The organism is Xanthomonas sp. WHRI 8393 (assembly GCF_040203315.1).
GTDB lineage: Bacteria > Pseudomonadota > Gammaproteobacteria > Xanthomonadales > Xanthomonadaceae > Xanthomonas > Xanthomonas arboricola.
In genome coordinates, this window is record NZ_JBEGGL010000010.1 from 47,002 (window position 1) to 70,312 (window position 23,311).

At 66.3% G+C, this 23,311-nt stretch carries 19 protein-coding genes; 7 read left to right on the top strand and 12 right to left on the bottom strand.

Features of this window, described 5'->3' with window-relative positions:
• Positions 1–50: 50 nt before the first annotated feature.
• Positions 51–1,094, bottom strand: coding sequence for a Kelch repeat-containing protein (locus tag ABQ137_RS20235; RefSeq protein WP_349783447.1), 1,044 nt, complete (start codon positions 1,092–1,094; stop codon positions 51–53).
• A gap of 161 nt (positions 1,095–1,255) precedes the next feature.
• Between ABQ137_RS20235 and ABQ137_RS20240 the strand changes: the two genes are divergently transcribed.
• Positions 1,256–2,278, top strand: coding sequence for a DNA-binding protein (locus ABQ137_RS20240; protein WP_349783448.1), 1,023 nt, complete (start codon positions 1,256–1,258; stop codon positions 2,276–2,278).
• A gap of 80 nt (positions 2,279–2,358) precedes the next feature.
• Here the strand turns inward: ABQ137_RS20240 and ABQ137_RS20245 are convergent, their stop codons facing one another.
• Positions 2,359–2,517, bottom strand: a complete 159-nt coding sequence (locus ABQ137_RS20245) for a DUF2256 domain-containing protein (protein WP_046346114.1) — start codon at positions 2,515–2,517, stop codon at positions 2,359–2,361.
• A 227-nt stretch (positions 2,518–2,744) separates the two neighbouring features.
• On the opposite strand from ABQ137_RS20245, the gene ABQ137_RS20250 reads away from it, so the two are divergent.
• Together ABQ137_RS20250 and ABQ137_RS20255 are read left to right on the top strand one after the other, a co-directional pair.
• Positions 2,745–3,167 (top strand): hypothetical protein, encoded by a 423-nt coding sequence (locus tag ABQ137_RS20250; RefSeq protein WP_104553512.1) that lies wholly within the window; start codon positions 2,745–2,747, stop codon positions 3,165–3,167.
• A gap of 72 nt (positions 3,168–3,239) precedes the next feature.
• Complete coding sequence (locus ABQ137_RS20255; protein WP_104596793.1) at positions 3,240–3,611, top strand: hypothetical protein; 372 nt, start codon at positions 3,240–3,242, stop codon at positions 3,609–3,611.
• A gap of 66 nt (positions 3,612–3,677) precedes the next feature.
• Here the strand turns inward: ABQ137_RS20255 and ABQ137_RS20260 are convergent, their stop codons facing one another.
• Both ABQ137_RS20260 and ABQ137_RS20265 read right to left on the bottom strand, forming a co-directional pair.
• Positions 3,678–4,682 carry a 2-hydroxyacid dehydrogenase gene (locus ABQ137_RS20260; RefSeq protein WP_046345116.1) on the bottom strand — a complete coding sequence of 335 codons (1,005 nt, stop codon included), beginning with the start codon at positions 4,680–4,682 and terminating at the stop codon, positions 3,678–3,680.
• Positions 4,683–5,025: 343 nt separating this feature from the next.
• The gene (locus tag ABQ137_RS20265) at positions 5,026–5,316 is read right to left on the bottom strand and encodes a SymE family type I addiction module toxin (RefSeq protein WP_225874234.1); all 291 of its coding nucleotides are present in this window, start codon (positions 5,314–5,316) and stop codon (positions 5,026–5,028) included.
• Positions 5,317–5,787: 471 nt separating this feature from the next.
• Here ABQ137_RS20265 and ABQ137_RS20270 point away from each other — a divergent pair, with 471 nt between their 5' ends.
• Positions 5,788–6,174, top strand: coding sequence for a bleomycin resistance protein (locus ABQ137_RS20270; protein ID WP_065048686.1), 387 nt, complete (start codon positions 5,788–5,790; stop codon positions 6,172–6,174).
• 147 nt (positions 6,175–6,321) lie between these two features.
• On the opposite strand, the gene ABQ137_RS20275 is transcribed toward ABQ137_RS20270, so the two are convergent.
• The 7 genes from ABQ137_RS20275 to ABQ137_RS20305 form a co-directional block, all read right to left on the bottom strand.
• Entirely contained in the window at positions 6,322–7,785 is a 1,464-nt protein-coding gene (locus tag ABQ137_RS20275) for a mannitol dehydrogenase family protein (RefSeq protein ID WP_349783449.1), read from the bottom strand.
• Positions 7,786–8,014: 229 nt separating this feature from the next.
• Positions 8,015–10,702: a glycoside hydrolase family 3 protein gene (locus tag ABQ137_RS20280; protein ID WP_503021259.1), complete on the bottom strand. Its 2,688-nt coding sequence runs from the start codon at positions 10,700–10,702 to the stop codon at positions 8,015–8,017.
• Between the two features lie 2 nt (positions 10,703–10,704).
• Entirely contained in the window at positions 10,705–12,399 is a 1,695-nt protein-coding gene (locus ABQ137_RS20285; RefSeq protein ID WP_349783453.1) for a glycoside hydrolase family 43 protein, read from the bottom strand.
• A complete protein-coding gene (manD, locus tag ABQ137_RS20290; RefSeq protein WP_039520834.1) occupies positions 12,399–13,658 on the bottom strand; it encodes a D-mannonate dehydratase ManD in 1,260 nt (419 codons plus the stop codon). The genes ABQ137_RS20285 and manD overlap by 1 nt, the downstream gene beginning before the upstream one ends.
• A gap of 11 nt (positions 13,659–13,669) precedes the next feature.
• Entirely contained in the window at positions 13,670–15,634 is a 1,965-nt protein-coding gene (locus tag ABQ137_RS20295) for a sialate O-acetylesterase (RefSeq protein WP_349783450.1), read from the bottom strand.
• Positions 15,631–17,826: an alpha-glucuronidase family glycosyl hydrolase gene (locus tag ABQ137_RS20300; protein WP_349783454.1), complete on the bottom strand. Its 2,196-nt coding sequence runs from the start codon at positions 17,824–17,826 to the stop codon at positions 15,631–15,633. Before ABQ137_RS20300 ends, ABQ137_RS20295 begins: the two co-directional genes overlap by 4 nt.
• Before the next feature lie 118 nt (positions 17,827–17,944).
• Entirely contained in the window at positions 17,945–18,109 is a 165-nt protein-coding gene (locus ABQ137_RS20305) for a hypothetical protein (protein WP_016903660.1), read from the bottom strand.
• Between ABQ137_RS20305 and ABQ137_RS20310 the strand changes: the two genes are divergently transcribed.
• Positions 18,060–19,076 carry a LacI family DNA-binding transcriptional regulator gene (locus ABQ137_RS20310; RefSeq protein ID WP_311736861.1) on the top strand — a complete coding sequence of 339 codons (1,017 nt, stop codon included), beginning with the start codon at positions 18,060–18,062 and terminating at the stop codon, positions 19,074–19,076. The two genes, ABQ137_RS20305 and ABQ137_RS20310, sit on opposite strands and share 50 nt — an antisense overlap.
• Positions 19,077–19,145: 69 nt before the next feature.
• Here ABQ137_RS20310 and xylA read toward each other — a convergent pair whose 3' ends face one another.
• Entirely contained in the window at positions 19,146–20,483 is a 1,338-nt protein-coding gene (gene xylA, locus ABQ137_RS20315; RefSeq protein WP_046342382.1) for a xylose isomerase, read from the bottom strand.
• Positions 20,484–20,964: 481 nt separating this feature from the next.
• Here xylA and ttcA point away from each other — a divergent pair, with 481 nt between their 5' ends.
• The gene (ttcA, locus tag ABQ137_RS20320) at positions 20,965–21,885 is read left to right on the top strand and encodes a tRNA 2-thiocytidine(32) synthetase TtcA (RefSeq protein WP_349783451.1); all 921 of its coding nucleotides are present in this window, start codon (positions 20,965–20,967) and stop codon (positions 21,883–21,885) included.
• A gap of 66 nt (positions 21,886–21,951) precedes the next feature.
• Entirely contained in the window at positions 21,952–22,857 is a 906-nt protein-coding gene (locus tag ABQ137_RS20325; protein WP_007974628.1) for a recombination-associated protein RdgC, read from the top strand.
• Positions 22,858–23,311 lie beyond the last annotated feature (454 nt).

The following is a 23,311-nucleotide window of genomic DNA, read 5'->3' on the forward strand; positions in this document are numbered from 1 at the left end:
ATCTTCAACCAGGTCTCTTGCAGCATGCCGTACGCGGGAGTCGGCATGGCCTATTGCGCGCTGCTTTCATGCAACACCAGCACATCATCCAGCTCCGGCCCGCCGCCGCGGTTGCCGCTGCCCGCCACGATGTACAGAGCGTCGCCGACCGCTGCGGCCTGGGTGCCATGGCGCCCTCGCGGCAATGCGGCCAGCGGCGTCCAGGTGGAGGTGGCCGGGTCGTAGGCTTCGACCTCGTCGTGCGCCTTCAACTGGCGCGTGCTCTCGCCGCCCATGACCAGCAGCTGGCCATTGCGTGTAATGGCGGCGGCACCGGCGCGCGGCGTCGGCAGCGCGGCCGGGGCAACGCTCCAGGTGCCGCGCTGGATGTCATAGACATCGACTTCGGAAATCGTCTGCGCCAAGGTGTTGCCGCTCTCGTGCGAGGACCTGCGGCCACCGGCCGCGTACAGCTTGCCGTCGAGCACCACTGCATGGAAGTGATCGCGCGCACGCGGTGCGTCGGCCAGCTGCGTCCATTGCTGCGTCCTTGTGTCGAACGCATCCAGCCAAGGCACATACCCGCTCATATGGCCGCGCGTGTTGCCGCCGACCAGGTACAGCACGCCGTCGTGCGCCACCGCGCCTGCCGCGCCGCGGCGACGGCCCTCGGGAATCTCCGCGCCTGCCTGCCAGCGATCGGTGGCAGGGTCGTAGATCAACAGGTGGGTCAGCGCGGCTTCTTCCGGGTAGTCGCCGGTCAGGCCGCCGACGACGTAGATCTTCCCCGACGACACCACTGCCTGCGCATGGCTGACCGCCAGCGGCGGCGTGCTGCCTTTGGACCAACGGCGTGTTGTGGTGTCGAAGATGTCCAGCGGGCGGTCGTCGCGCCCTCCGATCAGATAGAGCCTGTCGCCGACCGACACCAGGCTGTTCTCATGGCGCGCGTGCGGTTTGTTGTGCGGGGTCAGCGTCTGCCAGGAGGCCGTCTGCTTCGATTGTGCCGAGGTGGCCACCGGCACCGCCTTGTCGGTGGCCTGACCAAGCGCGGGGAAAGTGCCGACCGCGGCAGCAAACAGGCTTGCGCGGAACCAGCTCGTCAACAGGCGCATGCAGCACTCTTCCGATGGCGTGGGCAGGCAAGTGTAGCGACACGTGCGCGATGATCCACTCGCACAAGCAGGCTGATCCAGGGCCAGGTCGCGCGTGCTTGCGCATTGCCGTGATGTCCCCGGCAGGCTGCCTAGGCAGTCCTGGCTGCCGGCTTCTTCACATGCAGCAGCACCGCGCATGCGAACACTACGGCAACGCGATACGACAGGAGAAAGGTGTGGCACGCAAACCGGCAAAGCAGGCGTCTTCGACAACACCGCCCAAGACAGTTGCCGACGCGGCGGCACGCGGACTGCGGTTGCGCGAGCAGCATGGGCGTGGTGGCACCGCAATCGGCGTTGCGCGTGCGCGCGATCTTTCGGCACGGAAATCGCTTTCCACGCAGACCATCCGGCGCATGCATGCGTACTTCGCGCGCCACAGCGTGGACAAGACTGGCAAGGGCTGGGCCGACCGTAGCGCGCCATCGGCCGGCTACATTGCCTGGCTGCTCTGGGGCGGCGATGCCGGCCAGCGCTGGGCGGCACGGCAGTACCAGCGTCTGGAAGAGGCGGCGAGCGCGAAGACCCCGGCAGGAAAACGAGCAAGCGCGACCACGACGGCCGCCGCCCATGCCGGTGCCGCGGATAAGCGCACCCCGAAGAAGACCGCGAGAAAGAAGGCGGTCGCAAAGAAAGCAACCGGAACGTCGCCAGCGAGGAAACCGTCGGCAACACAGGCCGCGACCAAGAAAACGAGCGCCGGTAACGCAGCGACGCGCAAGTCGGCGCCCTCGGCCGGTGCCCGCAAGGCGACCGGCAAGAAGGCAGTCAAGAAGGCAGTCAAGAAGGCAGTCAAGAAGACTGCGGCCAGGAAATCTCCTGCAAAGAAGGCAGCATCGACGAAGAAAGCGGTAAACAAGACGGTCGCCCGCCGAACTGCAGCCGGGAAGAGCGCTTCCACGCGCGGTGCAGCGAAGAAAGGCACAAGCAAGACGTCTGCGCCATGGAAAAGGCCCAACCCCAAGAGTCGCTCGCGCTCAGGTCCGCTGTCCCCGGCGCAGAAGGCACAGGCCAGACAACGCGCCAAGGCAGCAGGCCGCCCCTATCCCAATCTGGTGGACAACATGGCAGTGGCAGGTAAAGGCAGCGCTGCCAAGCGGGCGAGTGGATCGGGTGCTGCGAAAAAAGCTGGTAAACGTTAGCCGCAACCGGCTGTCAGAATGGCCGAACCCGCTCGGCTCACGCGCGACGGCACGGGAGAGATGGGTTGCGCGTAAGCAGACTATTGTTCCGGGCGCTGCCGCTTGCTGTTTCGGCGGCATTGGTCCGAACAATACTTCACCTCGTCCCACACCTTTTCCCACTTCTTGCGCCAGCAGAAGGGTCGCCTGCATTGAACGCAGAGCTTTTCCGGCAAGTTCTGCTTCTTGTGGGCGGCCATGGCAAGGCGGACGTCGGACGCTGTGCGGCAGGGGTTCAAGCATGCCATAGCGATGCATTGGGCCGAAGCCTCCGCCGCTCCACGAGATGCGTCGGCGGGCTTGGCAGCGTGGTCGTGAAAGCGGCACGCGCAGTGTCTATAGTGATGCAGGTTGGCTTGTGCCGAGATGGAACGAGCCTCCCTAACGCGGGGACATGCACTCGCCTCATCATCAGACACGGACGCCCATGAAGCTGTTTCCACTTCTGCTATCTGCCCTGCTGTACGGCATTTCGCTGTGCCTTCCTGCACTGCATGGCGGTAATGATCAACTGGGTGGATTTGTCATCCTGCTGCTTGGCTGGATGCAGGTGCTCGATGGCCAGTGCCTGGCCTGGATGAGTAACCCGCTGTTCCTGCTGGCATGGCTGTGTTATTTCCTCAAGGCGGACAAGATGGCGGCGGCCCTGTTGGTAGCGGCTTGCCTGATCGGGTTGGATACCTTTCGCGCAACCCGGTTCGACAAGAACGAGGCTGGCCAGCAAGTCATGATCGATCACGTGGGCGCCGCATTCTATGTGTGGGAGTTGAGCTTTGTGGTCCTGCTCGTGCTGGTGCTGACGCGCATCTTCAATACATCCGGCAGCAGCCGGGGCGTCCGGGTATCGTGACCGACAGGCAAGCCAAGGTGTCTGAATTGTGCAGATCTGCGTGACATCCAGAGAGCGCTCAGGACCATCGACATGTGGCCGGTCAACTTGAACCGCAGGGCGGTCATTGCCATTACCACGCTGGCGATTGCCTGCATCGCATCCAATCCGGAGGTTGCAGCGGCCATACCACTGCTGGAGATGGTGGGTATCGACGTGTTTGCATACTTGTTGGCAAGCCGGCTGGGCCCGGTTCTGCTGCAGGGCGTGGCGCCGGTGATCCGGGATGCATACATGCGCCGGGGCCACAGGCGGGTGCGGCCACTGGGCCATGCAGTCAACTGCCGCCTGGGTGGATACTTGCGGCAGGTGAGCTGGTACACCGGTCAGCTGGGGCTGGCCGCCGCGGTTGGTTGCACGCGGATCTGTGCGCTGCGTCGCCAGGCAACTGCCGTACCGGCTTGAACCCGAGTACCACGACAGAGGAGTCGATGCGTCGAACCTGCGCGGCTGGTGAGCGAGAAGGTGCCGCTAAGGTGCCGGAACACGATTCGCGCATGGGGAACCGGCAGCGAAATCGGCAAGGTTGCGCAGGGTGATGTCGGAGATCTCCTGCAATGCCTCTGCGGTGAAGAACCCCTGGTGCCCGGTCACCAGCACATTGGGGAAGGTCATCAGGCGCTGAAACGCTTCGTCGTCGATGATTTCGCCCGAGCGGTCCTGGAAGAACAATGCGCTTTCCTGTTCGTAGACATCGATGGCCAGATGGCCGAGCTGGCGGGACTTGAGCGCGCGGATCACCGCATCGGTATCCACCAAGCCACCGCGCGAGGTGTTGACCAGCATCGCACCCGGCTTCATCGACGCCAGCGCCGTGTCATCGATCAGGTGCTGCGTTGCCGGTGTCAGCGGGCAGTGCAGCGAGACGATGTCCGAGCGGGCGAACAGTGTCTCCAGCTCCACCCGCTGCCCGAGCGCATCGAAGCCAGGCGTGGGATAAGGATCAAAGCCCAGCACATCGCAGCCCATCCCTTGAAAGATACGCGCAGTCGCCAGCCCGATCTTGCCCAGCCCGATCAGGCCCACCGTCTTGCCGTGCAAGGTGCGGCCGAGCAGGCCATTGAGCATGAAGTTGCCCTCGCGCACGCGGTTGTAGGCGCGGTGCGTCTGGCGGTTGAGCGTCATGACCAGCGCCAGGGTGTGCTCGGCCACCGCTTCGGGCGAGTAGGCCGGCACGCGTGCCACGAACAGCCCAAGTGCGGTGGCCGCAGCGAGATCCACATTGTTGAAACCGGCGCAGCGCAGCAGCACCGCGCGCACACCGGTCGCGTGCAGTGCCTGCAGCACGGGCGCATCGAGCTGGTCGTTGACGAATACGCAGACCACCTCGCAGCCCTGCGCCAACGCTGCCGTCCGCAGATCGAGCGATGCCTCGAAATAAACGAACTCGGCTGCACATTGCGTGCCTAGGCGTAGTTTCGCTTCATCGAGAAAGCGCTTGTCGTAAGGGCGCGTGCTGAAGACAGCCATTTTCATGCAGAGAACTCCATCGGTGCGCGAATACGGTAGCTTGCGCATGGCCATGTGGCGCTTGAACCTGTCCGAACGTGGGCGGGGCGTAGGTGAGGCCAAGCATGTCATGTCGAGCGATGCGGTGCAGATGCCATTGCAGGCAAGAAGCTCTCTGCCGCTGACAGCCCCTGCGCTACGCAGCCTTGCTTTGCTGCTCCGCACCGCAACAGGCACCTCTGCTCTCACGCGCAAACAGCAACAGCCGGCCTCCCTTCTGCAATCCAGACCAGAGCAGAATGCGTCCCTTCTCCCGTGCACGGGAGAAGGAAGCGCAAAGCGCCGGGCAAGGGCGCTCGCCCCAGGCGTGTCACCTGCGGCGCGATCTCACCGCCGGTACCGCAGGCGCCACGCGGCTGATCAACAGCACGCCGCGTCCCACCGTTACCCGCAACGCATCACCCACTGCGAAACCGCAGTGTTCCAGCCAGCGCCCGGACAGCCGCAGCTTGGGCACCGCGCAACCGATGACATCCTCGGCACGCCGCACGTCGTAGTGCTGATAGCTCATGGTGACCCGCTCGGGAATACGGAAGCCGGGCTTGCGCAAGGGCGGAGTGTGCGCCAGCGACGGATCCACCGCTGGCTCAGCGTCGGTCATGCTGGCGGCCGGGCGGTGCTTGGATCTGGCGCGTGTTACAACAGATCGACTGGAAGGCGATGCAGCGCGTGCACGGGCGGTTGCTTTGGGACGGGTCATATCGAACTCCTTGTGCGATAGGAAGTCCGCCGCATCGCTGTCAATCGAGGTGGCGGACGGTATGCGGTTGACAGACCGGCCACAAGGTACCGGCAGACCTTTCGGTCTCCGCACACCGCCCGCCATAGAGCGGGCACGCCCCCCACGCATGACATCGGGCAAAGAAAAAGCGCCGACATCGTGCAATGGGCGCTGGTGCGCCTTGTGGTTTCGGACTGTCAAATCCGGCTGCGGAATGTGCCGCAGCACAGGGATCTTGCTACTCGCCAACACAGCGAGTCAAGACAGCACGGCACGGCTCCCAACCGATCCCTCGTATCTGGCGTATCGTTGTGCTCAAAGACGGCTTCGTTATCCCACTACGAGAAAGCGATGACTGCCACTACCGAAACGCCAGACCGTGCGATTCCACTGCTCCCCGGTCGCTCGATCGAACACACGGTCGCCTTCTATCGGCGGCTGGGCTTTGTCGGCGACGCGCACCCGCACGATGCGGGCTACGCGATCCTGACGCGTGGCGAGGTGGAGCTGCATTTCTTCGCACACCCGGACCTGGATCCTGCGGCCTGCTATGCGGGCTGCTATATCCGGGTTGGCGATGTCGATGCGGTCTACGCCGCCATGCGTGCCGCGCAGCTTCCGGCGCACGGCATCCCCAGGCTCGATGCTGTCAGCGACAAGCCCTGGGGGATGCGGGAATTTGCGCTTGTCGATGAGAGCGGAAATCTGATCAGGATTGGGCAGGTAATCGGTGGCTAGGCGTCCAATCGCCCGCATCTGCGTACCTGGCTATCCGGAACAGGCCATCGGTCAGGTGGCACGATATACACGCTGCCCGACATCGCACGATGCAGACATCGGGCTTTGCTGGCATGCGATGGCAGCCGGCGATGCGTTTGCCGCACATCACCTTGCATCGATTGCCAGCTGTATCTCTGCCGGTGTTGCAGTGCCCAGCGCAGCGTAGGCAGCGCGCAGTGCCTCCACAAAACGCGCATCGCCAGAGAGCGTAGCGAACACCGCATCCACGGTGAGGAATGCCGCGATGTCATGGCTGGCATCGCCGGTGGTCGAATGGGCGATGTCGCTGAGGACCTCGCTCAGCGGATCGACCAATGCCACGCCGTTGGCCGCCCGCCTGCGCACGAACTGCAGCCACGCCGCTACCGGAATGCAGAGCCGGTCGATCCGTCGCCCGGCGTCCAATGCATCGCTGATGACGCCGAGCAGACGCACCGAAATCTTTTGCGAGCCGTCCCAGGCGATCTGGGCGAGCAGGTGGCGGATGGCGGGGTTGCGAAAGCGGGCGAGGATGGCGCCGCAGTAGTGCTGCGGGTCGAAGCCTTGCATCGGTTGCAGGGTGGGGGCGATGTCCTCGCGCATCAGGGCTTCGACAAAGGTGGCCAGTTGCGAGTGGCGCATGGCGTCGGCGACGGTTTCCAGATCGAGCAGGCCGCCGAGATAGGCGAGTGTGGAGTGCGGGCCATTGAGCAGGCGCAGTTTAGCGCGTGCATAGCCGGCGATATCGTCGCTGAGAATCACGCCTGCGCTTTCGAAGGCGGGGCGGCCGTTGCAGAAGCGGTCTTCGATCACCCACTGGCTGTAGCGCTCGCGCTGGATCGGCCAGGCGTCGTGCAGACCGGTCTGTGCGTGCACGTTGGCGCGCAGCGCGTCGTCGGTGGCGGGGGTGATGCTGTCGACCATTGAGCGCGGGAAGGTGACGTGCCGGTCGATCCATGCCGCAAGCGCGGGATCGGTTTGCTGTGCGAGCAGCAAGACTGCGCGGCGTAGCAGGCTGCCGTTGTCTTGCAGGTTGTCGCAGCTGAGCACGGTGAACGGTGCGCTGCCCTGCTGCCTGCGTTGTTGCAGGCCGGCGACCAGATAGCCGATGGCGCTGCGCGGTGTGCCAGGGTTGGCGATGTCGTGCGCGATGTCGGGATGGGCGAGGTCGAGCGTGTCGCCGGCCAGGCAATAGCCTTTTTCGGTGACGGTGAGGGTGACCAGGCGCACGGCGGGGTCTGACAGACGCGCGAGCACGGCGGTTTGTTCGTCGGCGGCGCACAGCGCCTCGTGGATGGCGCCGATGATGCGCAGCTGCGGGTACTCGTCGAGCAGGGCGAGGGTGTACAGGCCGTCCTGCGGGCGCAGGGCGTCGCGCACGCTCGGGCTGTGCAGGGAGACGGCGCAGATGGCCCAGGTGGGGTCCTGTGCGAGCAGGTCATCGATGTAGACGGCCTGGTGGGCGCGATGGAAGGCGCCTGCACCTAGATGGACGATGCCGATGGTGGTCTGTTTGGGGTCGTAGCTGGGAGTGAGGACGGTGGTTGGTAGGTGCGCGAGTGTTGCGATGGAGAGCGTTGGAATTGGCATGGGTTTTTGTTTGGAATCGTGGGGGTGCTGCAAGTTCGCCTGTGGCCGTACCCTCACCCCAACCCCCGCTCCGCGCCCCGGCCCACGTCTTGCGACGCGGGCGCTCCAAGGCACGCGCGCCAGTGGCGCGCAAGCGGTGCCTCTTCGCCCCGGCGGGAGAGGGGCTTAGGGCAATCGCGGCTGAGTGGGTTCTTCGCCCACGTCCGCAGGGCGAGGGTGTCAACGGCTGCTACTTGTCGGTGACGGTGAAGCGTTGTGTGCTGCGGATGTCTGCGCTGGAAGCGCCGATCTGTACTTCGTAGTCGCCTGGATCCACTGCGTAGGCCTTGCGCTGCTCGTCGTAGATGCGCAAGGCGTCTTGCGCCTTGAGGGTGAAGCGCAGCTGCCGCTGCTCGCCGGGTTGCAGGGTGATGCGCTGGAAGCCGCGCAGTTCCTTGATGGCGCGTTCGCGTTGCGGCTTGAGCGGATGCAGATACAGCTGCACCACTTCATCGCCTGCGCGTTGGCCGGTGTTCTTCAGCGTGACCGTGGCCGTGAGCGTGCCATCGGCGGCCACCGTGGTGCGATCAAGGCGTAGATCCGAATAGGCGAATTGCGTGTACGACAGGCCGTGGCCGAACGGGTACAGCGGCTTGCCGGCGAAGTAGCGATAGGTGCGGCCGCGCATGGCGTAATCGTCGAAGGCGGGCAGGCGCTCGTCTTCCTTGTAGAAGGTGATCGGCAGGCGGCCGCCGGGACTGGCCTGGCCGAACAGCACATCGCCAACCGCGCTGCCGCCACGTTGGCCGGGGTACCAGGCCAGCAGGATGGCGGGCACGTGGTGCTGCGCCCAGTCGATCGCCAGCGCCGAGCCGGTGGTCAGCACCGCAACCACCGGCGTGCCGGTGGCCTGCAGTGCCTGCAGCAATTCGCGCTGCGGTTTGGGCAGGCGGGTGTCGGTGCGGTCGCCGCCGGCAAAACCGGGATAGTTGACGTCCATCTCCTCGCCTTCGACATCGCCGGTGAGGCCACCGACGAACACCACTACCTCGGCGTTGCGTGCGGCGTCCACCGCTTCCTGCAGCGGCGGTTTGGCGCCGGGCATGCGCCACGCCAGACGCACGCCGGCATCGCGCGTGGCCTCGAAGTATTCCACGCGCAGGTCGTAGGCCTTGCCGGCTTCCAGCGCGACGCTGGCATTGCCGCCGCGCATGCGCGGGGCCTCGCTCCATTGATCGATGAGCAGCTTGCCGTCCAGAAACAGGCGCACGCCATCGTCGGCGGCAATCTGCAGCTCGTAGGTGCCCGACACCGGCGGCAGCAGCTGGCCATGCCAGCGCACGCTGAAGTCGTCCTTGGCCAGCGCTCGATCGGCCTGCAGTTCACCGCGGCCGACGGCATCGTCGGTGGGCGCATTGCGGTCCCAGCGGAAGGCGATGCGCGGGTCGATGCGGGTCAGCACCGGCTGGCCGGCCAGGGCGCGGCCCTTGAAGTATTCACCGGTGAGGCCGTTCTGCTTGGCATCCGGCGCCGGGCGCAGATAGCGGGTGTCGATCGGTGCCGCAGCATTGGGGTCTTCGCGCCCTTCCACCAGGTCGCTGCCGCGCGCGTAGACCACCTGCGCCTGCGGTGCGGCGTCGCGGATGCCTTGCAGGATGGTGACCGGCGCGGCCGGCGTGCCGTAGTAATTGCCCAGCAGCGACATCGGGTCGTCGGCGGTGGGGCCGATCACGGCAATGCGCTTGAGCGTGGGTTTGAGCGGCAGCAGGCCGTCGTTCTTCAGCAGCACCAGCGATTCGCGCGCGGTGCGGCGGGCCAGTGCATCGTGCTCTGGCGATTGATTCACCGCCGCAGGAATCTGCGCCCACGGCACCTTGGCCGGCGGGTCGAACATGCCCAGCCGCATGCGCGTGGTCATCAGCCGCTTGAGCGCGGTGTCGATGCTGGCCTCGTCGATCAAGCCGGCACGCACCGCCGCCGGCAACGCAGCATAGGTGTCGCCGCAATCCAGGTCGGTGCCGTGCTTGACGCCGAGCGCGGCAGCGGCCTCGGGCGTGGGCACGATCTTGTGGTTCTGCCAGATATCGCGGATGGCGGCGCAGTCGCTGACGATGTAACCATCGAAGCCCCAGTCGCGGCGCAGGATGCCTTCCAGCCGCGTGCTGGCCGAGGCGGATTCGCCATTGACGCGGTTGTAGGCGCCCATCACTGCGGCGACCTTGCCTTCCTGCACCAGGGCCTGGAACGCAGGCAGATAGGTTTCATGGAGATCGCGCTCGCTGGGATGCACGTCGAAGTGATGACGGTCGGCCTCCGGGCCGCTGTGCACGGCGAAGTGCTTGGCGGTGGCATCGAGCTTGCGGTACGGCCCTTGCTGCGCCTGCAGGCCCTGCACGAAGGTCACGCCCATGCGCGCGGTCAGGAACGGGTCTTCGCCGTAGGTTTCCTGCCCGCGGCCCCAGCGCGGGTCGCGGAAGATGTTGATGTTGGGCGACCAGAAGGTCAGCCCCTGGTAGCGCTTGTGCTCGCCACGCGCCAGAAAGGCGTGGTGCTTGGCGCGCGCTTCGTCGCTGATGGCGGTGGCCACCTCGGCCATCAACGGGGTATCGAACGTAGCAGCCAGGCCGATCGCCTGCGGAAACACGGTGGCGCCGCCGGCACGCGCCACGCCGTGCAGCGCTTCGTTCCACCAATCGTATTCGGGCACCTGCAGGCGCGGGATCGCCGGGGCGGCGTTCTGCATCTGCGCGGCCTTTTCTTCCAGCGTCATGCGCGACACCAGGTCGGCCGCACGCGCGTCGAAGGGGCGTTGGGTGTCCAGATACGGCGGCGGCGTTGCGGCCTGCGTGCCGGTGGCGGCCAGCGCCATCGCCAGCAGTAAGCCGCGCGCAGGTGGGCAACGCGGGGCGGTGGCGCGGTGGGCGGGGTGCGAATGCATGGTCAGTCCTCCTGGGTGCGGTGCGGTTCCAGCTGGGCAAAGGGCCCGATCATGCTGCCGACGAAGCCGCCGGCCTGTGCGGTGCTGAGCATGCCCGCAGCATCGTTGCGGTGTAGCGATTGCCAGCCGCGCCCATCGGCATCGAAGGCAAAGCTGTACGCACCGCCGTCGCCGCTGATCTGCAGGCGCAGCTGCGCCGTTGCGGGGACGCGGGTGCGTGCGAGCGTGGTGGTTCTTGCGCCCTCGCGCTTGTCGAGAAAGACGTCCAGCGCATCGCCATTGCGTCGCACACCCAGCGCATACCACGCATTGGAATTCTGCAAGACCGCAAGCCCGGCGCTGACGCCGGCCTGCGTGGGCACCGCCAACGCGGTACTTGCGGCAAAGCGCGTGTGTTGCTGGCGCCGCGCGAGGAAGGCGGGTGTGGTTGTGCTATCCAACCCTTGCGCACTGGCATGGAGGGTCAGCCAACCGGTGCGTGCGCTTAGATCGGCCACCTCATGTTTGGGCACACGCAGAGATAGCCATTCGCGCTGCAGCGAGGTGCCGGCGAAGTCGTCTCGCCAGGTGAAGTTGCCCGACAATGGCGCTTGATCTGCCGGGGTCTTGGCGCCGCGCGGGCTCTGTGCGACAGACGGAATCGGCTCGCCGGCCGGCAGGATCGACGGCCAGCCATCGCGCCAGTGCACCGGCAGCAGGAAGGTTTCGCGCCCGGTGTTGTAGCGTTCGCCCGCATACGGGCGGCTGGCCAGGAACACCGCCCACCATTGCCCGTCCGGTGTGTCCACCAGATCCACATGCCCGGCATTGCTGACCGGGTGCGCGCGATCAGCCGGCAGGTCGCGTTGGGTCAGGATCGGATTGTGCGGCGAGGGCTCAAACGGCCCCCACACAGTGCGGCTGCGCAGCACCACCTGCGAATGCTGCGGCCCGGTGCCGCCTTCGGCACACGAGAGGTAATACCAACCGTCGCGTTGATACAGATGCGGGCCTTCGATCCAGATCGGCTTGCTGGCCAGATCCACCCCACCGTTGAGCAACACCTTGCGCGGGCCGACCGGTTGATTGCTGGCGAGGTCGAAGCGCTGCATCCAGATCGCGCGGTGACCTTCGTACAACGGCGTGCCTTCCGGCGGGCCGTTGTTGAGCAGGTAGGCGCTGCCGTCGGTATCGAAGAACAATGACGGGTCGATGCCGTCGATGCCTGGCAACCACGTCAGTGCCGACCATGGGCCTGCGGGATTGCTGGCGCTGGCGATGAAGTTGCCGCCGCTGTCGACCGAGGTACCCACCACATAGAAACGCCCGGCATGATGACGGATGCTGGCAGCGAACATGCCACGCGACACGCCCAGCCCGTCGTAGTCGAGCTGTTCGGGGCGCTCGACCACATTGCCGATCTGCGTCCAGTGCACCAGGTCGGTACTTTCGAACACCGGGATCGCCGGGAAATACGCGAACGTGGAATTGACCAGGTAGTAGTGCTCGCCCACGCGTGTCACGCTGGGGTCCGGGTAGAACCCGGCCAGCACCGGGTTGCGGTAGTGGCCGGGTGGCAATGGCGTGGCGAACACCGCATCGTCGCCGCGATACTCGAACCAGTCGAAGGCGACATCGGCGTGTGCTTGCGCCTGCACGCGCGCAGGTGCGGCCACCGCAAGCAGCAGTGCCGCAAGCGCGGCCGGCAGCCAGCGCATCACCAGTCCCACATCGCACCGTCTTCCAGCCGCGCGATCGGCAACTGCTTGGGCACGTAGGGATACTTCGCGGCCAGGGCCTCGTCGATGTCCACGCCATGCCCGGGCGTTTCGCCGCAATGCAGGCGGCCATCGCGGAATACGTAATCGTGCGGAAACACCGCGTTGGCCTCGTCGGAATGGAACATGTATTCCTGGATGCCGAAGTTGGGCACCCAGGTGTCGAAGTGCAATGCCGCGCCCATGCACACCGGCGACAGATCGGTGGCGCCGTGGAAGCCGGTGCGCACCTGATGCAGCGCGGCGAAATCGGCCAGCCGGCGCACATGGGTGATGCCGCCGGCGTGGACAATCGTGGTGCGGATGTAGTCGATCAGTTGCTGCTCGATCAGGTGCTTGCAATCCCACAGCGAATTGAACACCTCGCCCACCGCCAAGGGGGTGACCGTGTGCTGGCGGATCACCTCGAACGCGCGCTGGTTTTCTGCAGGGGTGGCGTCTTCCAGCCAGAACAGCCGGTACGGTTCCAGGTCGCGGCCCAGGCGCGCGGCCTCGATCGGGGTGAGCCGGTGGTGCGCGTCGTGCAGCAGTTCGATCTCATCGCCGTGGTCGTTGCGCAATTGCTCGAACAATTTCGGCACCACGCCGAGATAGCGCGGCGTGGACCACACCGTTTCGGTCGGCAGCTCGCTCTCGGCCGGCTCATACGGTTTGCCGCCGCTGGAAATGCCGTAGGTCTTCTTGATGCCGGGCACGCCGCACTGCGCGCGGATGGCGATGAAGCCCAGCTCGCGGAAGCGGCCGACTTCATCGCTGGTTTCGGCGATATCGCGGCCATTGGCATGGCCGTAGACCAGCGCGCCCTCGCGCGAGCGCCCGCCCAGCAGCTGATACAACGGCAGGCCGGCCATCTTGCCCAGGATGTCCCACAAGGCCACGTCCACCGCGGCGATCGCGCTCATCGTCACCGGGCCGCGCCGCCAGTACGCACCGCGGTAGAAGAATTGCCAGATGTCTTCGATGCGGCCGGCATCGCGGCCGATCAGGTTCGGCACCAGGTGTTCCTGCAGGTACGCCGCCACCGCCAGTTCGCGGCCGTTGAGTGTGGCATCGCCCAGCCCGGTGATGCCCGAGCGGGTGCGGATCTTCAGGGTGACGAAGTTGCGGCCCGGGCAGGTGACGATGACGCGCGCCTCGACGATCTCGCGATCGCGGGCCGAGCCTTGCAGCGGAGCAGGGGAGTCGGGAGTCTGTGACATCGTGGTCTCGCTCAGGGAGAAGTGGCGGCAGTGAGGGGGAGCTCGAACGGGCCGGCCGGCAGGCCGCTGCGGTCGTACAAGGTGCATACCGGGCTGTCGGCCCAGCAGTAGCGCACGCGCGTGACGGCCAGGCCGGTGGGAACGCGCAGGCTGATGGCGTGGTCGTGCAAGCTGGCAACGGCATAGCGGCAGCTGTTGGACGCGGCGCCGCACAGCTCGAAGCCGATCGGCGCATCGGCGCCATAGCTGAGCAAGGCGGTGTCCACCTCGTCGAAGGCGATGCGCACGCTGTCGCCTTCGCGTTGCGCGCTGCGTGGCACCGGGCCGGAGGGCGCAAGCGCCTCGCCGTACACCACTTGCCGCGCCGCACGCGCCAGGCGCCGGCCCAGTTCCTGCTTGTTGGCCGGATGGATGTCGTAGCGGTCGCCGATATCGATCGTCACCGCCAGGCCCGCATGCGCATCGTTGGCGACGAAGCGGCGTTGCGCCTCGCGCAGCTGCGCCCAGCCGCTGTCGACCGGCTGGGTGGGCGGCGCGCCATAGTTGGCCAGCTGCACGATCAGCAGCGGCAACTGCGCACCGAAGCGCTGCCGCCAATCGCGTTGCCATGCAGCGAGCAAGGCCGGGTAATGCACCGCATCGCCGGCATTGGATTCGCCCTGGTACCACAGCACGCCACGCAGGCCGAGCTGGCCGAGCGGGGCGATCATGCCGTTGTACAAGGTGGTCAGCCCGGCCGCCGACGACCACGGCGCGCGCGGTGGTGAGCCCAGTTGCGGCGGCACGATGCGGTACTGCCAGGGCGCATCCAGCGGCAGCGTGCTGCCATCGGCGAACTGCAGCGCACGCGATTGCGCATCGCCCAACAAGCCGCCACGCCGATAGGTGTTGAGCACATTGAGCACGATGCTGTTGCGCCCGGCCTGCAGGTGCCCGCGCGGCACGCTGTAGCGACGCGGCTGGTCGGCACCGTAACTGCTGCCCACGCCGCGCCCGTTGACCCAGGTCTGGTCCAGCTCGTCCACCGGCCCGAGCAACAAGCTGGCGTCCTGCGCGGCCTGCGCCGGCGTCAGCTCCACGCTGGTGCGGTACCAGACCATGCCGTTGAAGCCGACCAACTGCGGCACGCCCCAGTCGTCCCACGCGCCCAATGCCGCCGGTGCGGTTTGCCAGGCGCCGGGCGCATCCGCCTGCCAGGGCTCGCCTTCGCCGTGCGCATGCCACCAGGCCTCCCACAGCGCGCCCCAATGCGGCGCGGCATCCACCGGGTCGCGTGCGTAACGCGCCAGCACATCCAGCGCCGGGCCATCGTCGCCGGCAGCGCGCAGTGCCTTCTCGCCGATCCAGGCCTGCAGTTGCGAGCCGCCCCAGGAGGCGTTGATCAGGCCCATCGGCACATCGACGGTCTTCTGCAATTCACGCGCGAAGTAGTAGCAGGCGGCAGAAAACTCCTTCACCGTCTCCGGCGTGGTGCGCTGCCATGCCGCAGCGCCACCGAAGCGGCGCTGCGGCGTCGGGCTGGACTGCGCCGGCACCTTGAACATGCGGATGCGCGGGTTGTCGGCATCGGCAATCTCGCTGCGTGAATCCAGGGTGCGATGCACCTGCAATTCCATGTTGGATTGGCCCGAGCACAGCCACACATCGCCAATCAGCACGTCGTTGACCTGCTGCATCACGCCCGTGCTGGTGCGTGCGCTCAAGCTGTACGGGCCACCTGCGGCGTGCGCGGGCAGGCGTGCTTCCCAGTGGCCTTGCCGATCCGCGCGTGCCTGCACCTGCTGCGCATCCAGTTGCACGCTCACGCGCGCGCCAGGGGGTGCGTCGCCCCACACCCGGATCGGCGCATCGCGCTGCAACACCACATGCTCCTGAAACAGCGCATGCAGCAGCGGCGCATCGGCCGCCTGCGCCAGGCGCGGCAGCAGTGCTGCACAGAGCGTTGCCATGATGACCGTCGAGAGGCGCGCGCTCATTTCGGATTCCCCGGTGCATACGGAAACTTCAGTGCCTGGTAATACGCCAACGGATGCGCCGGCGGCGCCGTGCCGGCCGGCAATGGCCGCCCGGACACGCGCTGGAAGTAGGCGATGCTGGCATCGCGCCACCACTGCGCTTCGTCCTGCTGGATCGCCAGGAAGTTCGCTACCTGCTGGTAACGCGGCGGATCGATCCTGCCGGCCAGGCCCTGCCAGGTCGCGCGCATGGCACGCACCTCGTCCACGCCATGGTCGTAATGCCATACCAGCTCGTCCCACAGCGGCCGCCCGGAGGCCATGCGGTGCTCCCAGGGCACATGGTGGAACCACAGCAGGTAATGCTCTGGCACGCGCTGCACATCGCCGAACATGCGCGCCACTGGCTTGGCGTATTGCGCCACCGCATTGCTGCCGCTGGCACTGCGATCGAAACCGATGCCGTCGGGATCGGCGCGGTGGTAATAGACCGGGTCCCAGTCCGGGCGCTCGCTGCCCGCATCCCAGGGTGCCGGGCCGTAGTGATGGCCACGCCCCATCAGGTGATGCAGGCCGAGCGGGGTCATGTAGTCCACCACTGCCTCGCGCGAGCGCAGCATCATGTCGACCACGGGCGTCACCACGTCAGCATCGTTGGAGAAGGTCATGCGCGCCCACTCCTGCGCGATCGCCTGCGGCGACAACTGCGGGTTCCACGCCAGCCGCCCGTATGCATACCAGTTGGCCTGATCGAAGATCGAGCCGCTCCAGTTGCGGTCCGCACCGATGTTGGCCACCCCGGCAATGCCGGTCAGGCGCGTGCGTTTGGCATCGTTGAAGAGCGTGCCATCCACGGTTCTGGCAACGGTCGAGCCCTTGCCGCGTGCATAGGTGTCGGCCTGCAGGGTTTCGGCAAACAGCGTGCCCAGGTAGGCCAGATGGGTCGAAAAGCCCAGATACTCCTTGGTGATCTGGAACTCCGGCATCAACGGCGTCTTGCGCATCGCACCGAACAGCGGATGGAACGGCTCGCGCGGCTGGAAGTCGATGGCCCCGTTCTTGACCTGCACGATCACGTTGTCGCGGAACTGGCCATCCAGCGGCAGAAATTCGCTGTACGCCTGCTTGGCGCGATCGTCCGGTTGCTCGTGCGAATAGACGAATGCGCGCCACATCACCACCCCGCCGTGCGGCGCCAGCGCGTCGGCCAGCAGATTGGCGCCATCGGCATGGCTGCGTCCGTAGTCCTGCGGGCCGGGCTGGCCTTCGGAATTGGCCTTGACCAGGAAACCGCCGAAGTCCGGAATGCGTGCATAGATCTGGTCGGCGGTGTCGCGCCACCACTGGCGCACCTGCGGATCCAGCGGGTCGGCGGTCGTCAAACCGCCGATCTCGATCGGCGCGCTGAAGCGCGCGCTGAGAAACACCCGGATGCCGTAGGGACGAAACACCTTGGCCAGTGCCGCCGCCTTGTCCAGATACTGCGGCGTCAGGCTCCAGGCCTTGGCGTTGACGTTGTTGAGCACGCTGCCGTTGATGCCCAGCGATGCATTGGCGCGCGCGTAGTCGGTGTAGCGTGGATCCAGGTAACCCGGCAGGGTCTGCCAGTTCCATAACGAGGCGCCGGCGTAGCCGCGCTCTACCACCCCGTCCAGGTTGTCCCAGTGGTTGAGCATGCGCAGCTGCAGCCGCGGCGACTCGCGCAGGTCCAGCGCGGCCAGCGACTGGCCGGTCTGCAGCAGGCGCAGGAAGTGGAACGCCCCATACAGCGCGCCGACATCGCTGCCGCCGACGATGACGGTCGTGCGATGCCCGTCCACGCTGACACTGCGGATCAGATAGCCCTCGCGGCCCAGGCCGGTGGTCTGCAGTTGCAATGCCGCGATCTGCGGCGCAGCCGCCGCGCCCAGCAAAATCGCCCCATCGCGCGTGACCGTGGCGGACGACTGCGGCGCAGCACCAAGCAGGCCCGACAGTCCACGCTGCAATTCCTCACGTGCAGCCTGCAACGTCGGCGAGTCGCCGGCGACGATCAACTCGCTTGCGTTGCCACGCAACTGCGCCGCGTCGGCCAGCGGGTGGTAGCGCAACCATAAATCGTAGCCATCCTCGGCCCGCGCGCCGGCACTGGCCAGCATCAATCCGCACAGCAACGTCAGCGCCAGCCACCACGGCTGCGTCAACGCTGCGCAATACGCGCCGCAGTGCCGCATTGCACGCGCGCTCATGCGGCATGCTCCAGCGGCATCACCGCACGCCGCGGCGTATCGCCGCTCTGCCTGCTTCCCGGTACCATGCGTCGCATCGTCATGCACGCAGTCGGCGCTTGCGTTACTGCAGCGGGTTGTGTGCATCGTGCAGGTTCGCCACCCACTTGAAGAGGCCACGCTTGGAGAAGGTCAGGAAATCGGTCCGCCGCACCAGCCGCGCGACCACCATCGACGAGGTGGCGGCGCTGGCGAAGGTCTCGCCGATGACGGTCTCGCGCGTGGTCAACAACAACGGCAGCGTGCGCGATGCCACCCGTGCACGCGTGCTGCGCGCGGTCGACAAGCTGGGCTACACGCCCAACCTGGCGGCCAGTGCCCTGGCCGCCGCGCAGAGCACGCGCATTGCGTTGATCTACAGCGATCCCAGCGGCGCCTACCTGCGTGAGTTGCTGCTGGGCGTGTTGCGGGTTGCCTCGCGCACACCGATCCAGCTGGTGATCGATTGCTGGGACGACCTGGATGCCGACGCCGAACGCCGTGCCGCGCGCAAGCTCGCCAAGGGCGTGGCCGGGGTGATCCTGCCGCCGCCGTTGTGCGAATCCAAGGCCGCGGTACTGGAACTGGTACGCGCCAAGGTGCCGGTGGTGGCGATCGCCTCCAACCATTTCAGCCCGGATGTGGCCTGCGTGCGCATCGACGAATTCGCCGCCGCAAAGGAAATCACCGAGCATCTGATCGCGCAGGGCCACACGCGTATCGGTTACATCGCCGGGCATCCCAACCTGTCTGCCAGCACGCGTCGCTTCGAGGGGTTCCAGGCCGCGCTGGCCGATGCGGGCCTGCGGCTGGACCGGCATCTGGTGCAACCGGGCGACTACACCTACAAATCCGGCCTGGTCGCTGCGGAAAAACTGCTGGCGCGCAAACGCCGCCCCAGCGCCATCTTCGCCAGCAACGACGATATGGCCGCCGCCGCGATCTCGGTTGCGCATCGACGCGGGCTGGATGTGCCGCGCGATCTGTCGGTGGTCGGCTTCGACGACACCTCCGCCGCCACTGCGGTATGGCCCGAACTCACCACCGTGCAGCAGCCCATCGCCGCCATGGCCGACGCTGCGCTGGACATCCTGTTGAAGACGATTCGCGCCAAGGAGCGCACGGCGAAGATGGTCGATCATGTGGTCGCGCACCTGCTGGTCAAGCGGGATTCGGTGGCCGCACCGGCGGTGCCGGATGCAACGGAACAGCCATGACGCTGCACGCGGTTCTGCGCGCAGGTCGCCGGCGGTCGCCTGCGCGTGCAGGCGACCATCGGCACAACATCAACGGGTCAGATACTGGTTGATCAGGTTCTCGTAGGCTTCCTGGCGGCCACTGAGCTGCTTGGGTTCGTTGCCGGCGGCGTACTTGGCCAGATCCACCAGCGTGCTGCTGCCGTTGGCAAAGTCCGCGCCCGCGCCGCTGTCGAAGCTGGCGTAGCGCTCGGCGCGCCACTGCTCCAGCGGCGAGGAGGTCAGCAGCGCATTGGCCACTTCCAGCCCGCGTGCGAACGCGTCCATGCCGCCGATATGCGCCAGGAACAGATCCTGCGGGTCGGACGACTCGCGGCGCACCTTGGCATCGAAGTTCAGCCCGCCCGGTGCCAGCCCGCCCTGACGCAGCACCACCAGCATCGCGCCGACGGTGTCGTACAGGTCGGTCGGGAACTGGTCGGTATCCCAGCCGTTCTGCGGGTTGCCGCGGTTGGCATCGATGCTGCCGAGCAGGCCAGCATCGGATGCCACCTGCAGGTCGTGCTCGAAGCTGTGGCCCGACAGCGTGGCGTGGTTGGCTTCGATGTTCAGCTTGAAGTCCTGGTCCAGGCCGTGCTGGCGCAGGAAGCCGATCACCGTGGCGCTGTCGAAGTCGTACTGGTGCTTCATCGGCTCCATCGGCTTGGGCTCGATCAGGAAGTTGCCAGTGAAGCCGATCGCGCGGCCGTAGTCGCGCGCCAGGGTGAGGAAGCGCGCCATGTTGTCCTGCTCGCGCTTCATCTGGGTGTTGTGCAGGCAGGCATAGCCTTCGCGGCCGCCCCAGAACACGTAGTTCTCGCCGCCCAGCTCGACGGTGGCATCAATCGCGGCCTTGACCTGCACCGCCGCACGCGCGACGACATTGAAGTCCGGATTGGTCGACGCACCATTCATGTAACGCGGGTGCGAGAACAGGTTGGCGGTGCCCCACAGCAGCTTGATGCCGGTATCGGCCTGGCGCTGCTTGGCAATGCCGACCATGTGCTTGAGGTTGCTCTGGTACTCGCCGATGTCGTCGGCATCGGGCGACAGGTCGATGTCGTGGAAGCAGTAGTACGGCACGCCGAGCTTGGTGAAGAATTCGAACGCGGCATCGGCCTTGGCTTCGGCGCGGTTCAACGCGGTGTTGCCGATATCCCACGGGTACGCGCGCGTGCCCGGGCCGAACGGATCGGCGCCGTTGCCGCAGAAGCTGTGCCAGTAGGCCACGGCAAAGCGCAGATGCTCGGCCATGGTCTTGTCGCCGACCTGCTTGTTGGCGTCGTAGACCTTGAACGCCAGCGGGTTGTCCGAGTCGCGGCCTTCGAAGCCGATCTTGCCGATACCGGGGAAATATTCCTTGGCGCCGATGTAGACGGTGTTGCTCATGGGGTGGAACTCCTGCAGAGAGGCGAGGGGAGAAGGGAAAGGTGTCGCACGCGAGTGACCAGCCACGCAGCGCAGCGATCGCGCATGCAGGCCGTCACCGCCGCCACCGGCGCGCACTCTCAATCAGCGCCGGGGACGGACGCCGGCACGGGGCCTGACCCACGCCGCGCAGAATGTTAGCGCTACCACAATCGCGACCGAAAAAAGCCGCGCGATGGAGCGAAGCTGAAGATGCCATGCCGATCCCGAGTGAAGCGGTCTGCCCGACTTTACCCAGCCCGGCGCCGAAAGGCTTGCTGCGCTGCGAGATGTGCGCTGCCCCGAGCATCTGCGGCACACCTCCAGCGGTGATCGGCTCGCTAGCGCCCCGGCACCGCCGAACCAGCGCCGAACACCCCGCCCGCAAGCGGCTGACCGCCCGTTCAGCCGCGCACGCGCGGCGCCGGCCCGCCGCGCGCCGGGCGGCTACAATGGCCGGCTTATGACCGCTGTCCTGCCGCTGCCGCAACCCCTGGCCGACCCCGCGCCGCGCGACCCGCGCCAGCGGCTGCAACGTGAGCAGCTGCGCCTGGGCAAACGCCTGCAGCGCCAAGTGGGCCAGGCGATTGCCGACTTCGGCATGATCGCTCCCGGCGACAAGATCATGGTCTGCCTGTCCGGCGGCAAGGACAGCTACACCTTGCTGGACATGCTGCTGCAGTTGCAGCGCAAGGCGCCGGTGCCGTTTACCCTGGTGGCGGTCAATCTGGACCAGAAGCAGCCCGACTTCCCCGCGCAGGTGCTGCCCACTTATCTGCGTGGGCTGGACGTACCGTTCGACATCGTCGAGCAGGACACCTATTCGGTGGTCAGCCGGGTGATTCCGGCCGGCAAGACCATGTGTTCGTTGTGCTCGCGGCTGCGGCGCGGCGCGCTGTATGCCTATGCGCAGGCGCATGGCGTGACCAAGATCGCGCTCGGCCACCATCGCGACGACATCGTGGCCACGTTCTTCATGAATCTGTTCCACCACGCCCGGCTTGCGGCGATGGCGCCCAAGCTGCGCAGCGACGACGGCGCGCATGTGGTGATCCGCCCGCTGGCCTACGTGCGCGAAGCCGATATCGCCGCCTACGCGCAGGCGCGCCAGTTCCCGATCATTCCGTGCAACCTGTGCGGCAGCCAGGAAAACCTGCAGCGCCAACAGGTCGGGCGGATGCTGCAGCAGTGGGACCGCGAGCAGCCCGGGCGGGTCGAGCAGATCGCCCGCGCGCTAGGCGATGTGCGGCCCGAGCAACTGGCCGACCGCACCCTGTTCGATTTCCTGGCGCTGGGCCGCAATGGCGATGCAGCACCGCCCGATCCCGATCCCGATTCCAGCGCCTGGCTCGCCGCCAGCGACAGCGCACACGACAGCGACTGACGCGGCCATCGCGGCGCCGGCAGTCTTTCCACCCTCCCCGTTTCTTCCTCCTCTTCGGTCCGACGCATGTTCTTTCGTAATCTCACCCTGTTCCGTTTCCCGACCACGCTGGATTTTTCCGAGATCGACACGCTGCTGCCGCAAGTGCAGCTCAAGCCGGTCGGCCCGCTGGAAATGAGCTCGCGCGGTTTCATCTCCCCGTTCGGCCGCGACGAGCAGGAAGTGCTCTCGCACCGTCTGGAAGATTTCCTCTGGCTCACCGTCGGTGGCGAGGACAAGATCCTGCCCGGCGCGGTGGTCAACGACCTGCTCGAGCGCAAGGTCGCCGAGATCGAAGAGAAGGAAGGCCGTCGCCCCGGTGGCAAGGCCCGCAAGCGCCTGAAGGACGACCTGATCCATGAGCTGTTGCCGCGCGCCTTCGTCAAGAGCTCGCGCACCGATGCCATTCTGGACCTGCAGCACGGCTACATCGCGGTCAACAGTTCCAGCCGCAAGAGCGGCGAGAACGTGATGAGCGAGATCCGCGGCGCACTCGGCAGCTTCCCGGCACTGCCGTTGAATGCCGAGGTCGCGCCGCGCGCCATCCTCACCGGCTGGATCGCCGGCGAACCCTTGCCCGAAGGCCTGAGCCTGGGCGAAGAGTGCGAGATGAAGGACCCGATCGAAGGCGGCGCGGTGGTCAAGTGCCAGCACCAGGAACTGCGCGGCGACGAGATCGACAAGCACCTGGAAGCCGGCAAGCAGGTCACCAAGCTGGCGCTGGTGCTGGACGACAATCTGTCGTTCGTGCTCGGCGACGATCTGGTGATCCGCAAGCTCAAGTTCCTCGATGGCGCACTGGACCAGCTCGAACACAGCGAAGACGACGGCGCACGCGCCGAACTCGACGCCCGCTTCGCGCTGATGAGCGCCGAAATCCGGCGCCTGTTCCTGCTGCTGGAAACCGCGTTGAAACTGAGCAAGGCCGAGTAAGCGCAACGGTCGAGCGGTGGCGTGGTGTCGTCGCGATCGATGCTCGAGTCAAATGCCCGGTGAGTGGAGTGCGCGGTGCCCTCACCGCTCGCGGGACACGCCGTGCATCTGTCCGTGGAGGCTTCTTGGCGGCATCCATGCCGCCAAGGGTCCCGCAACCCGCGAGTACACCGCACCAGAAAGTTGGCCGCTTGATTTCTTGAAAGCGTCTTTCCTGGCTTGCGCTGCGCCAGGCAATGAAAAGTTTGCAGCTTGCGTGCTGAAAGCCTGTCCACCGCTCTGCATGCAAAAGGGGAAAAGCTGGTCGACGCACAGTGATCCGACCAGCGCAGGTCATGCCCTGTTTGCAAACATGCACACCGACCATCTCGACTGGCCCTTGCCCGCCCACCGTCGCGGGACCTTACGCGGCATGGATGCCGCGTAAGAGCCTACAAGGACGTACTTGCGGCGT

Excerpts from the sequence above, each read along its gene's own strand:
- ABQ137_RS20270 (WP_065048686.1), top strand. The coding sequence starts at position 5,788 with ATGACTGCCACTACCGAAACGCCAGACCGTGCGATTCCACTGCTCCCC.
- ABQ137_RS20235 (WP_349783447.1), bottom strand. The coding sequence starts at position 1,094 with ATGCGCCTGTTGACGAGCTGGTTCCGCGCAAGCCTGTTTGCTGCCGCG.
- ABQ137_RS20250 (WP_104553512.1), top strand. The coding sequence starts at position 2,745 with ATGAAGCTGTTTCCACTTCTGCTATCTGCCCTGCTGTACGGCATTTCG.
- ABQ137_RS20300 (WP_349783454.1), bottom strand. The coding sequence starts at position 17,826 with ATGCGGCACTGCGGCGCGTATTGCGCAGCGTTGACGCAGCCGTGGTGG.
- ttcA (WP_349783451.1), top strand. The coding sequence starts at position 20,965 with ATGACCGCTGTCCTGCCGCTGCCGCAACCCCTGGCCGACCCCGCGCCG.
- ABQ137_RS20240 (WP_349783448.1), top strand. The coding sequence starts at position 1,256 with ATGCAGCAGCACCGCGCATGCGAACACTACGGCAACGCGATACGACAG.
- ABQ137_RS20280 (WP_503021259.1), bottom strand. The coding sequence starts at position 10,702 with ATGCATTCGCACCCCGCCCACCGCGCCACCGCCCCGCGTTGCCCACCT.
- ABQ137_RS20275 (WP_349783449.1), bottom strand. The coding sequence starts at position 7,785 with ATGCCAATTCCAACGCTCTCCATCGCAACACTCGCGCACCTACCAACC.
- ABQ137_RS20295 (WP_349783450.1), bottom strand. The coding sequence starts at position 15,634 with ATGAGCGCGCGCCTCTCGACGGTCATCATGGCAACGCTCTGTGCAGCA.
- manD (WP_039520834.1), bottom strand. The coding sequence starts at position 13,658 with ATGTCACAGACTCCCGACTCCCCTGCTCCGCTGCAAGGCTCGGCCCGC.
- ABQ137_RS20260 (WP_046345116.1), bottom strand. The coding sequence starts at position 4,682 with ATGAAAATGGCTGTCTTCAGCACGCGCCCTTACGACAAGCGCTTTCTC.
- ABQ137_RS20245 (WP_046346114.1), bottom strand. The coding sequence starts at position 2,517 with ATGGCCGCCCACAAGAAGCAGAACTTGCCGGAAAAGCTCTGCGTTCAA.
- xylA (WP_046342382.1), bottom strand. The coding sequence starts at position 20,483 with ATGAGCAACACCGTCTACATCGGCGCCAAGGAATATTTCCCCGGTATC.
- ABQ137_RS20285 (WP_349783453.1), bottom strand. The coding sequence starts at position 12,399 with ATGCGCTGGCTGCCGGCCGCGCTTGCGGCACTGCTGCTTGCGGTGGCC.
- ABQ137_RS20325 (WP_007974628.1), top strand. The coding sequence starts at position 21,952 with ATGTTCTTTCGTAATCTCACCCTGTTCCGTTTCCCGACCACGCTGGAT.
- ABQ137_RS20255 (WP_104596793.1), top strand. The coding sequence starts at position 3,240 with ATGTGGCCGGTCAACTTGAACCGCAGGGCGGTCATTGCCATTACCACG.
- ABQ137_RS20265 (WP_225874234.1), bottom strand. The coding sequence starts at position 5,316 with ATGACCGACGCTGAGCCAGCGGTGGATCCGTCGCTGGCGCACACTCCG.